This is a genomic window from Pantoea sp. PNT03, from assembly GCF_014852515.1.
Taxonomy (GTDB): domain Bacteria; phylum Pseudomonadota; class Gammaproteobacteria; order Enterobacterales; family Enterobacteriaceae; genus Pantoea; species Pantoea leporis.
In genome coordinates this window covers 16,506-25,569 of sequence record NZ_JACVBT010000010.1, presented here as the reverse complement: position 1 = coordinate 25,569, position 9,064 = coordinate 16,506, and the positions used below count along the sequence as shown (strand labels likewise).

19 protein-coding genes and 1 pseudogene are annotated in these 9,064 nt (G+C 49.6%); all 20 read left to right on the top strand.

The window, feature by feature from the left end:
• Nucleotides 1-127, top strand: a pseudogene (gene tuf, locus IB226_RS22955) (elongation factor Tu); the annotation flags it as partial.
• A 178-nt stretch (nt 128-305) separates the two neighbouring features.
• Entirely contained in the window at nt 306-500 is a 195-nt protein-coding gene (gene bfd / locus IB226_RS22950) for a bacterioferritin-associated ferredoxin (protein WP_192237065.1), read from the top strand.
• Nucleotides 501-605: 105 nt separating this feature from the next.
• Nucleotides 606-1,088 carry a bacterioferritin gene (gene bfr, locus IB226_RS22945; protein ID WP_101762566.1) on the top strand — a complete coding sequence of 161 codons (483 nt, stop codon included), beginning with the start codon at nt 606-608 and terminating at the stop codon, nt 1,086-1,088.
• A 313-nt stretch (nt 1,089-1,401) separates the two neighbouring features.
• Entirely contained in the window at nt 1,402-1,713 is a 312-nt protein-coding gene (gene rpsJ, locus IB226_RS22940) for a 30S ribosomal protein S10 (protein WP_006120582.1), read from the top strand.
• A 32-nt stretch (nt 1,714-1,745) separates the two neighbouring features.
• Nucleotides 1,746-2,372 carry a 50S ribosomal protein L3 gene (gene rplC / locus IB226_RS22935; RefSeq protein ID WP_008104741.1) on the top strand — a complete coding sequence of 209 codons (627 nt, stop codon included), beginning with the start codon at nt 1,746-1,748 and terminating at the stop codon, nt 2,370-2,372.
• Nucleotides 2,373-2,382: 10 nt separating this feature from the next.
• Nucleotides 2,383-2,988 carry a 50S ribosomal protein L4 gene (rplD, locus tag IB226_RS22930; RefSeq protein WP_007891650.1) on the top strand — a complete coding sequence of 202 codons (606 nt, stop codon included), beginning with the start codon at nt 2,383-2,385 and terminating at the stop codon, nt 2,986-2,988.
• The gene (rplW, locus tag IB226_RS22925) at nt 2,985-3,287 is read left to right on the top strand and encodes a 50S ribosomal protein L23 (RefSeq protein WP_007891652.1); all 303 of its coding nucleotides are present in this window, start codon (nt 2,985-2,987) and stop codon (nt 3,285-3,287) included. The genes rplD and rplW overlap by 4 nt, the downstream gene beginning before the upstream one ends.
• Before the next feature lie 17 nt (nt 3,288-3,304).
• On the top strand, nt 3,305-4,126 hold the full coding sequence (rplB, locus tag IB226_RS22920; RefSeq protein ID WP_007891654.1) for a 50S ribosomal protein L2: 822 nt from the start codon (nt 3,305-3,307) through the stop codon (nt 4,124-4,126).
• Nucleotides 4,127-4,142: 16 nt separating this feature from the next.
• Nucleotides 4,143-4,421 (top strand): 30S ribosomal protein S19, encoded by a 279-nt coding sequence (rpsS, locus tag IB226_RS22915; RefSeq protein ID WP_001138115.1) that lies wholly within the window; start codon nt 4,143-4,145, stop codon nt 4,419-4,421.
• Nucleotides 4,422-4,434: 13 nt separating this feature from the next.
• Nucleotides 4,435-4,767: a 50S ribosomal protein L22 gene (rplV, locus tag IB226_RS22910; RefSeq protein ID WP_007891659.1), complete on the top strand. Its 333-nt coding sequence runs from the start codon at nt 4,435-4,437 to the stop codon at nt 4,765-4,767.
• Nucleotides 4,768-4,784: 17 nt separating this feature from the next.
• A complete protein-coding gene (gene rpsC / locus IB226_RS22905) occupies nt 4,785-5,483 on the top strand; it encodes a 30S ribosomal protein S3 (protein ID WP_007891660.1) in 699 nt (232 codons plus the stop codon).
• A 12-nt stretch (nt 5,484-5,495) separates the two neighbouring features.
• Nucleotides 5,496-5,906: a 50S ribosomal protein L16 gene (gene rplP, locus IB226_RS22900; RefSeq protein WP_015962145.1), complete on the top strand. Its 411-nt coding sequence runs from the start codon at nt 5,496-5,498 to the stop codon at nt 5,904-5,906.
• Nucleotides 5,906-6,094 carry a 50S ribosomal protein L29 gene (gene rpmC, locus IB226_RS22895; RefSeq protein ID WP_007891662.1) on the top strand — a complete coding sequence of 63 codons (189 nt, stop codon included), beginning with the start codon at nt 5,906-5,908 and terminating at the stop codon, nt 6,092-6,094. The genes rplP and rpmC overlap by 1 nt, the downstream gene beginning before the upstream one ends.
• Nucleotides 6,094-6,348, top strand: a complete 255-nt coding sequence (gene rpsQ, locus IB226_RS22890) for a 30S ribosomal protein S17 (RefSeq protein ID WP_007891663.1) — start codon at nt 6,094-6,096, stop codon at nt 6,346-6,348. The genes rpmC and rpsQ overlap by 1 nt, the downstream gene beginning before the upstream one ends.
• 169 nt (nt 6,349-6,517) lie before the next feature.
• Entirely contained in the window at nt 6,518-6,889 is a 372-nt protein-coding gene (rplN, locus tag IB226_RS22885) for a 50S ribosomal protein L14 (protein WP_006120590.1), read from the top strand.
• Nucleotides 6,890-6,899: 10 nt separating this feature from the next.
• Complete coding sequence (gene rplX / locus IB226_RS22880) at nt 6,900-7,214, top strand: 50S ribosomal protein L24 (protein ID WP_007891664.1); 315 nt, start codon at nt 6,900-6,902, stop codon at nt 7,212-7,214.
• A 14-nt stretch (nt 7,215-7,228) separates the two neighbouring features.
• Nucleotides 7,229-7,768: a 50S ribosomal protein L5 gene (gene rplE / locus IB226_RS22875; RefSeq protein WP_007891665.1), complete on the top strand. Its 540-nt coding sequence runs from the start codon at nt 7,229-7,231 to the stop codon at nt 7,766-7,768.
• Between the two features lie 14 nt (nt 7,769-7,782).
• Nucleotides 7,783-8,088, top strand: coding sequence for a 30S ribosomal protein S14 (rpsN, locus tag IB226_RS22870; protein WP_007891666.1), 306 nt, complete (start codon nt 7,783-7,785; stop codon nt 8,086-8,088).
• Between the two features lie 32 nt (nt 8,089-8,120).
• Entirely contained in the window at nt 8,121-8,513 is a 393-nt protein-coding gene (rpsH, locus tag IB226_RS22865; protein ID WP_007891668.1) for a 30S ribosomal protein S8, read from the top strand.
• Between the two features lie 13 nt (nt 8,514-8,526).
• The gene (rplF, locus tag IB226_RS22860) at nt 8,527-9,060 is read left to right on the top strand and encodes a 50S ribosomal protein L6 (protein ID WP_008104735.1); all 534 of its coding nucleotides are present in this window, start codon (nt 8,527-8,529) and stop codon (nt 9,058-9,060) included.
• Nucleotides 9,061-9,064: the final 4 nt, after the last annotated feature.

Genomic DNA, 9,064 nt, shown 5'->3' with positions numbered 1-9,064 from the left:
AGGCGACAACGTAAAAATGACCGTTACTTTGATCAAGCCAATCGCTATGGATCAGGGTCTGCGTTTTGCAATCCGTGAAGGCGGCCGTACTGTTGGTGCGGGTGTTGTTGCTGAAATTATCGCTTAATTGCGTTAATGTTGATGGCTGTTTCGGCAGTCATCGCAGCATGAAAAAGAGCACTTCGGTGCTCTTTTTTTATGTCTGAATTTTGCCGTTTCGATTAATCCCACATAAAAGCTGCGTTTGAAATAAAAACCATTCTCATTTACAATTTGATCATAAATTGTACGGGAGTCCGCAGTAAATGTACGTCTGCTTGTGTAACGCCGTGAGTGATAAAACTCTGCGCGAAGTGGTTCGCCGCTATCAACCCAAATCGATTCAACAATTGCGCCAGTTGGTTCCCATTGGAAAGCAATGTGGCAAGTGCGTGCGGTTTGCGCGTGAAATTATGAAAGATGAACTGCAAAACGTGCCGCTCTACAAAGAGATAGCTTAATAGAGTAATTCTGCACTTCCTAATACCCACAATAACTGTCGCGTTTTTTTGACTTCCTTTCATCCGCATCTACGCTCTATTTAGTTGGAAGCGGAGGAAGAAAAAATGAAGGGCGACAGTAAAATCATATTTCATCTCAACAAATTGCTGGGGAATGAACTGGTTGCGATTAATCAGTACTTCCTTCATGCGCGTATGTTCAAAAATTGGGGTCTGACCCGGCTCAATGACGTTGAGTATCATGAGTCAATCGATGAAATGAAACATGCGGACAAATATATCGAACGCATTCTTTTTCTTGAAGGAATTCCTAACCTGCAAGATCTAGGTCGATTACGCATCGGTGAAGACGTGCCGGAAATGCTGCAATCTGACCTGGCATTAGAACTGGAAGGCGCAAAGGATTTGCGTGAGGCGATAGCCTATGCCGACAAGGTTCATGACTACGTCAGCAGAGACATGATGATTGAGATTCTTACGGAAGAGGAAGGGCACATAGACTGGCTGGAAACGGAACTCGATCTGGTGAACAAACTCGGCCTGCAAAATTATCTTCAATCTCAATTAAAAGATCAGAACGAACATTAGCCATATGCCCATCGTCACGCAAGCCCGCTCAGTCAAAACGATTGCTGCGGGTTTTTTTCGGTCTGTAACCAGATTGATGTGGTTAAAAACACAACACGGGTTGCTTCCTGAACTGATTTACGTATAATGCGCGGGCCTGCCGATATTGGTGTGGCGCGATTCGAGCAGAATCGCAGGGGATAGCTGTTTATGTATCGCCTAACAATACTCCCAATTGGGGAGTTATATGCTGAACGATTACACTCCTCCATCAATCGTAATGGATGCGGGTAGTAATTCTTTTCGTTTATAAAATGTTTGGAGCCTTGGTCTCATGTCGAACCAAAGAATCCGTATCCGTCTTAAAGCGTTTGATCATCGCCTGATCGATCAATCAACCGCGGAAATCGTTGAGACTGCCAAGCGCACTGGTGCGCAGGTACGTGGTCCGATCCCGCTGCCAACCCGCAAAGAGCGTTTTACCGTTCTGATCTCTCCGCACGTTAACAAAGACGCGCGTGATCAGTACGAAATCCGCACTCACAAGCGTCTGGTAGACATCGTTGAGCCAACTGAAAAAACCGTTGATGCTCTGATGCGTCTGGACCTGGCTGCCGGTGTTGACGTGCAGATCAGCCTGGGTTAATCAGGTCATCGAGCGATTGAGAGGTTGATACAATGATTGGTTTAGTCGGTAAAAAAGTGGGTATGACCCGCATCTTCACTGAAGATGGCGTTTCAATCCCAGTAACCGTTATCGAAGTTGAAGCAAACCGCGTTACTCAGGTCAAAGGCCTGGACAACGATGGTTACCAAGCTATTCAGGTTACCACCGGTGCTAAAAAAGCAAGCCGTGTGAGCAAGCCTGAAGCAGGTCATTTTGCTAAAGCTGGCGTTGACGCTGGCCGTGGTCTGTGGGAATTCCGCACCGAAGGTGAAGATTTCTCTGTTGGCCAGAGCATCAGTGTTGAAATTTTCGCTGACGTTAAAAAAGTAGACGTTACCGGTACCTCTAAAGGTAAAGGTTTCGCAGGTACCGTTAAGCGCTGGAACTTCCGTACCCAGGACGCTACGCACGGTAACTCCTTGTCACACCGCGTTCCGGGTTCTATCGGTCAGAACCAGACTCCGGGCAAAGTGTTCAAAGGCAAGAAAATGGCTGGTCAACTGGGTAATGAGCGCGTAACCGTTCAGAGCCTGGAAGTAGTACGTGTTGACGCTGAGCGCAACCTGCTGCTGGTCAAAGGTGGCGTCCCGGGTGCAACTGGGTGCGATCTGATTGTTAAACCAGCTGTGAAGGCGTAAGGGGATAGCAATGGAATTAGTACTGAAAGACGCGCAGAGCGCGCTGACTGTTTCCGAAACTACCTTCGGTCGTGATTTCAACGAAGCGCTGGTTCACCAGGTTGTTGTTGCTTATGCTGCTGGTGCTCGTCAGGGTACTCGTGCGCAGAAGACTCGTGCTGAAGTTACTGGTTCAGGCAAAAAGCCTTGGCGCCAGAAAGGTACCGGCCGTGCGCGTTCAGGTTCTGTAAAGAGCCCGATCTGGCGTTCAGGTGGCGTAACCTTCGCTGCACGTCCACAGGACCACAGTCAAAAAGTTAACAAAAAGATGTACCGCGGCGCGCTGAAAAGCATTCTGTCCGAGCTGGTACGTCAGGACCGTCTGATCGTTGTCGAGACGTTCTCTGTAGAAGCGCCTAAAACTAAGCTGCTGGTACAGAAACTGAAAGACATGGCGCTGCAAGATGTGCTGATCATCACCGGTGAACTGGATGAGAATCTGTTCCTGGCTGCGCGTAACCTGTACAAGGTTGACGTGCGTGATGCAGCGGGCATCGACCCAGTTAGCCTGATCGCCTTCGACAAAGTCGTTATGACTGCGGAAGCAGTTAAGCAAGTTGAGGAGATGCTGGCATGATCCGTGAAGAACGTCTGCTGAAAGTAGTGCGTGCACCGCACGTATCAGAAAAAGCATCTACTGCGATGGAAAAAACCAATACCATCGTTCTCAAAGTTGCTAAAGACGCGACCAAAGCAGAGATCGTTGCTGCTGTTGAGAAGCTGTTCGAAGTGGAAGTTAAAGACGTAAACACCCTGGTAGTTAAAGGGAAAGTTAAGCGTCACGGACAGCGTATCGGTCGTCGTAGCGACTGGAAAAAAGCTTACGTCACCCTGAAGGAAGGCCAGAATCTGGACTTCGTCGGCGGCGCTGAGTAAGTCGGAGGAGAAAGACAATGGCAGTTGTTAAATGTAAACCGACATCTCCGGGTCGTCGCCACGTAGTTAAAGTGGTGAACCCAGAGCTGCACAAGGGCAAACCATTTGCTCCGCTGGTAGAAAAAAACAGCAAATCCGGTGGTCGTAACAACAATGGTCGTATCACTACCCGTCATATCGGTGGTGGTCACAAGCAGGCTTACCGTATTGTTGACTTTAAACGCAACAAAGATGGTATCCCAGCAGTTGTTGAGCGTCTTGAGTACGATCCGAACCGTTCTGCGAACATCGCACTGGTTCTGTACAAAGATGGCGAGCGCCGTTACATCCTGGCCCCTAAAGGCCTGAAAGCCGGCGATCAGATTCAATCTGGCGTTGATGCTGCGATTAAAGCAGGTAACACCCTGCCGATGCGTAACATCCCGGTGGGTTCTACCGTTCATAACGTAGAAATGAAACCAGGCAAAGGCGGTCAGATTGCTCGCTCAGCTGGTACTTACGTGCAGATCGTTGCGCGTGAAGGTTCCTACGTTACCCTGCGTCTGCGTTCAGGCGAAATGCGCAAAGTTGAATCCGAATGTCGTGCAACTCTTGGCGAAGTCGGCAACTCTGAGCACATGCTGCGCGTACTGGGTAAAGCTGGTGCAACCCGTTGGCGTGGTGTTCGTCCTACCGTTCGCGGTACTGCGATGAACCCAGTCGATCACCCGCACGGTGGTGGTGAAGGTCGTAACTTTGGTAAGCACCCGGTAACTCCGTGGGGCGTTCAGACCAAAGGTAAGAAGACCCGTAGCAACAAGCGTACTGATAAATTTATCGTACGTCGCCGTAGCAAATAATTTTAGAGGATAAGCCATGCCACGTTCTCTCAAGAAAGGTCCTTTTATTGACCTGCACTTGCTGAAGAAGGTAGAGAAAGCGGTGGAAAGCGGTGACAAGAAGCCCCTGCGCACTTGGTCCCGTCGTTCAACGATCTTCCCTAACATGATCGGTTTGACCATCGCTGTCCATAATGGTCGTCAGCACGTTCCTGTCTTTGTTTCCGACGAAATGGTCGGCCACAAACTGGGTGAATTTGCACCGACACGTACTTATCGCGGCCATGCTGCAGATAAGAAAGCCAAGAAGAAATAAGTAGGAGGAAGAGATGGAAACTATTGCTCAACATCGCCATGCTCGTTCTTCTGCTCAGAAGGTTCGCCTGGTGGCAGACCTGATTCGCGGTAAGAAAGTGTCGCAGGCTCTGGATATTCTGACCTACACCAACAAGAAAGCTGCTGTGTTGGTTAAGAAAGTCCTGGAATCTGCCATTGCGAACGCCGAACACAACGATGGCGCTGATATCGACGATCTGAAAGTCGCGAAAATCTTCGTAGACGAAGGCCCAAGCATGAAGCGCATTATGCCGCGTGCGAAAGGTCGTGCAGATCGCATCCTGAAGCGCACCAGCCACATTACTGTGGTTGTGTCCGATCGCTGAGACTCTGGAGACTAGCAATGGGTCAGAAAGTACATCCTAATGGTATTCGCCTGGGTATTGTAAAACCATGGAACTCTACCTGGTTTGCGAACACCAAAGAATTCGCTGACAACCTGGACAGCGATTTTAAAGTCCGTCAGTTCCTGACCAAGGAACTGTCTAAAGCGTCTGTATCTCGTATCGTTATCGAGCGTCCGGCTAAGAGCATCCGTGTGACTATTCACACTGCTCGCCCGGGTATCGTTATCGGTAAAAAAGGTGAAGACGTAGAAAAACTGCGTACGGTCGTCGCGAAAATCGCTGGCGTTCCTGCACAGATCAACATCGCCGAAGTCCGTAAGCCGGAACTGGACGCTAAATTGGTTGCTGATAGCATCACTTCACAGCTGGAGCGTCGTGTGATGTTCCGTCGTGCTATGAAGCGTGCTGTACAGAACGCAATGCGTCTGGGCGCGAAGGGTATTAAAGTCGAAGTCAGCGGCCGTTTGGGCGGTGCCGAGATCGCACGTACCGAATGGTACCGTGAAGGTCGCGTACCGTTGCACACACTGCGTGCAGACATTGACTACAACACCTCTGAAGCGCACACCACTTATGGTGTAATCGGCGTTAAGGTATGGATCTTCAAAGGCGAGATCCTGGGTGGTATGGCTGCTGTTGAACAACCGGAACCGGCTGCTCAACCTAAAAAGCAGCAGCGTAAAGGCCGTAAGTAAGGAGAGTCGCTGATGTTACAACCAAAGCGTACGAAATTCCGTAAAGTGCACAAAGGCCGTAACCGTGGTCTGGCGCAAGGTACGGATGTCAGCTTCGGTACTTTCGGTCTGAAAGCTGTTGGCCGTGGTCGTCTGACTGCTCGTCAGATCGAAGCAGCACGTCGTGCTATGACCCGTGCAGTTAAGCGTCAAGGTAAAATTTGGATCCGTGTATTCCCGGACAAACCAATTACCGAGAAGCCGCTGGAAGTGCGTATGGGTAAAGGTAAGGGTAACGTGGAGTATTGGGTTGCCCTCATTCAACCGGGTAAAGTCCTGTATGAAATGGACGGAGTTTCGGAAGAATTGGCCCGTGAAGCCTTCAAGCTGGCAGCAGCAAAACTGCCTATCAAAACCACCTTTGTTACTAAGACGGTGATGTAATGAAAGCAAATGAGCTGCGTGAAAAAAGCGTTGAAGAGCTGAATACTGAGCTACTTAACCTGCTGCGTGAGCAGTTTAACCTGCGCATGCAAGCAGCATCCGGCCAACTTCAGCAAACCCATCTGCTGAAAGAAGTTCGCCGTAATGTTGCACGTGTTAAGACTTTACTGACTGAGAAGGCGGCGTAATGACCGATAAAATCCGTACTCTGCAGGGTCGTGTTATTAGTGACAAAATGCAGAAATCTGCAGTTGTTGCTATCGAACGTGTCGTGAAACACCCGATCTACGGTAAATTCATCAAGCGTACGACTAAGCTGCACATCCATGACGAGAACAACGAATGCGGTATTGGTGACGTGGTTGAAATCCGCGAAACCCGTCCGCTGTCCAAGACTAAGTCTTGGACGCTGGTTCGCGTTGTAGAGAAAGCGGTTCTGTAATAGAATCCGTTTCCTCTAAAAAATAAAACGAACGGCTCGTCTGAGCCGTTCGTTTTTTCTACCCATGTGCGAGAACCGGTGTTATAATGCCGCGCCCTCAATTATGGGGCTTTTTAACGACCTGAGGTTTGGGTCCCGAAGTAGTAGTTGACATTAGCGGAGCACTAAAATGATCCAAGAACAGACTATGCTGAACGTCGCCGACAACTCCGGTGCACGTCGCGTAATGTGTATCAAGGTTCTGGGTGGCTCGCACCGTCGCTACGCAGGCGTCGGCGATATCATCAAAGTGACCATCAAGGAAGCAATTCCTCGTGGCAAGGTGAAAAAAGGTGATGTCCTGAAAGCGGTAGTGGTGCGCACCAGGAAGGGTGTTCGTCGCCCGGACGGTTCTGTCATTCGCTTCGATGGTAATGCATGCGTTATTTTAAACAATAACAGCGAGCAACCTATCGGTACGCGTATTTTTGGGCCGGTAACTCGTGAACTTCGTACTGAAAAGTTCATGAAAATTATCTCTCTGGCACCAGAAGTACTCTAAGGAGCGAGCAATGGCAGCGAAAATCCGTCGTAACGACGAAGTTATCGTGCTTACCGGCAAAGACAAAGGTAAACGCGGTAAAGTAAAGAACGTCCTGACTTCTGGTAAAGTCATCGTTGAAGGTATCAACCTGGTTAAGAAACATCAGAAGCCGGTTCCGGCCCTGAACCAGCCAGGTGGCATCGTTGAAAAAGAAGCTGCTATTCAAGCTTCCAACGTTGCACTCTTCAATGCGGCAACCGGCAAGGCTGACCGTGTAGGCTTTAGATTCGAAGACGGCAAAAAAGTCCGTTTCTTCAAGTCTAATAGCGAAACTATCAAGTAATTTGGAGTAGTACGATGGCGAAACTGCATGATTACTACAAAGACGAAGTAGTCCAGAAACTCATGACAGAGTTCGGCTACAATTCTGTCATGCAAGTCCCTCGGGTCGAGAAGATCACCCTGAACATGGGTGTTGGTGAAGCGATCGCTGACAAGAAACTGCTGGATAACGCAGCAGCTGACCTGGCAGCAATCTCCGGTCAAAAACCGCTGATCACCAAAGCACGCAAATCTGTTGCAGGCTTCAAAATCCGTCAGGGCTATCCGATCGGCTGTAAAGTAACTCTGCGCGGTGAGCGTATGTGGGAGTTCTTTGAGCGTCTGATCACTATTGCTGTACCACGTATTCGTGACTTCCGCGGTTTATCTGCTAAGTCGTTCGACGGTCGTGGTAACTACAGCATGGGCGTTCGTGAGCAGATCATCTTCCCAGAAATCGATTATGACAAAGTCGATCGCGTTCGTGGTTTGGATATTACCATTACCACTACTGCGAAATCTGATGATGAAGGCCGTGCTCTGCTGGCTGCCTTTGAATTCCCATTCCGCAAGTAAGGTAGGGTTACTTAATGGCTAAGCAATCGATGAAAGCACGCGAAGTTAAGCGTGTGAAATTAGCAGACAAGTTCTTCGCCAAGCGCGTTGAACTGAAAGCGATCATTTCTGATGTGAACGCATCCGACGAAGATCGTTGGGATGCCGTTCTCAAGCTGCAGAGTCTGCCGCGTGATTCCAGCCCTTCCCGTCAGCGTAACCGCTGCCGTCAGACAGGTCGTCCGCACGGTTTCTTGCGGAAGTTTGGGTTGAGCCGTATCAAGGTCCGTGAAGCCGCAATGCGCGGTGAAATCCCGGGTCTTAAAAAGGCTAGCTGGTAATTGTCACCATTTGAATCACGGGAGTAACACAGATGAGCATGCAAGATCCGATCGCGGATATGCTGACCCGTATCCGTAACGGTCAGGCCGCGAACAAAGTTGCGGTCTCTATGCCTTCCTCCAAGCTGAAAGTGGCAATTGCCAACGTGCTGAAGGAAGAAGGCTATATTGAAGATTTTAAAATCGAAGGCGATATCAAGTCTGAGCTGGAGGTTACTTTAAAGTATTTCCAGGGCAAGGCTGTGGTAGAGAGCATTCAGCGTGTTAGTCGTCCAGGTCTGCGCATCTATAAGAAAAAAGATGAGCTGCCAAAAGTAATGGCTGGTCTGGGCATCGCTGTAATCTCTACCTCTAAAGGTGTCATGACTGATCGTGCAGCGCGCCAAGCTGGTCTTGGTGGCGAAATTATCTGCTACGTAGCGTAATCGGAGGAATAAAATGTCTCGTGTTGCAAAAGCACCTGTCGTTGTTCCTGCGGGCGTAGAGGTAAAACTCAGCGGTCAGGAAGTTTCGATCAAAGGCAAAAACGGCGAGCTGACTCGTACTATCAACAGTGCTGTAGAAGTTAAGCATGCAGACAACGCCCTGACTTTCGCTCCACGCGAAGGTTATGCGGATGGTTGGGCACAAGCAGGTACTGCTCGTGCGCTGCTGAACGGCATGGTTATCGGTGTTACCGAAGGCTTCACCAAGAAGCTGCAACTGGTTGGTGTTGGTTATCGTGCAGCTGTTAAAGGCAACTCTGTGAGCTTGGCCCTTGGCTTCTCTCACCCTGTTGACCATGCACTGCCGGCCGGCATCACTGCTGAATGTCCAACTCAGACTGAGATCGTGCTGAAAGGCGCGGATAAACAGCTGATTGGTCAGGTTGCAGCTGATCTGCGCGCCTACCGTCGTCCTGAGCCTTATAAAGGCAAGGGTGTTCGTTACGCCGACGAAGTCGTGCGTACCAAAGAGGCTAAGAAGAAGTAAGGTA

Coding starts and splice junctions, on each gene's coding strand:
- rpsQ (WP_007891663.1), top strand. CDS start 6,094: ATGACCGATAAAATCCGTACTCTGCAGGGTCGTGTTATTAGTGACAAA.
- rpsC (WP_007891660.1), top strand. CDS start 4,785: ATGGGTCAGAAAGTACATCCTAATGGTATTCGCCTGGGTATTGTAAAA.
- rpsS (WP_001138115.1), top strand. CDS start 4,143: ATGCCACGTTCTCTCAAGAAAGGTCCTTTTATTGACCTGCACTTGCTG.
- rplN (WP_006120590.1), top strand. CDS start 6,518: ATGATCCAAGAACAGACTATGCTGAACGTCGCCGACAACTCCGGTGCA.
- rplD (WP_007891650.1), top strand. CDS start 2,383: ATGGAATTAGTACTGAAAGACGCGCAGAGCGCGCTGACTGTTTCCGAA.
- rpsN (WP_007891666.1), top strand. CDS start 7,783: ATGGCTAAGCAATCGATGAAAGCACGCGAAGTTAAGCGTGTGAAATTA.
- bfr (WP_101762566.1), top strand. CDS start 606: ATGAAGGGCGACAGTAAAATCATATTTCATCTCAACAAATTGCTGGGG.
- rplW (WP_007891652.1), top strand. CDS start 2,985: ATGATCCGTGAAGAACGTCTGCTGAAAGTAGTGCGTGCACCGCACGTA.
- rpmC (WP_007891662.1), top strand. CDS start 5,906: ATGAAAGCAAATGAGCTGCGTGAAAAAAGCGTTGAAGAGCTGAATACT.
- rplV (WP_007891659.1), top strand. CDS start 4,435: ATGGAAACTATTGCTCAACATCGCCATGCTCGTTCTTCTGCTCAGAAG.
- rplP (WP_015962145.1), top strand. CDS start 5,496: ATGTTACAACCAAAGCGTACGAAATTCCGTAAAGTGCACAAAGGCCGT.
- rplF (WP_008104735.1), top strand. CDS start 8,527: ATGTCTCGTGTTGCAAAAGCACCTGTCGTTGTTCCTGCGGGCGTAGAG.
- rplE (WP_007891665.1), top strand. CDS start 7,229: ATGGCGAAACTGCATGATTACTACAAAGACGAAGTAGTCCAGAAACTC.
- rplB (WP_007891654.1), top strand. CDS start 3,305: ATGGCAGTTGTTAAATGTAAACCGACATCTCCGGGTCGTCGCCACGTA.
- rpsH (WP_007891668.1), top strand. CDS start 8,121: ATGAGCATGCAAGATCCGATCGCGGATATGCTGACCCGTATCCGTAAC.
- rpsJ (WP_006120582.1), top strand. CDS start 1,402: ATGTCGAACCAAAGAATCCGTATCCGTCTTAAAGCGTTTGATCATCGC.
- rplC (WP_008104741.1), top strand. CDS start 1,746: ATGATTGGTTTAGTCGGTAAAAAAGTGGGTATGACCCGCATCTTCACT.
- rplX (WP_007891664.1), top strand. CDS start 6,900: ATGGCAGCGAAAATCCGTCGTAACGACGAAGTTATCGTGCTTACCGGC.
- bfd (WP_192237065.1), top strand. CDS start 306: ATGTACGTCTGCTTGTGTAACGCCGTGAGTGATAAAACTCTGCGCGAA.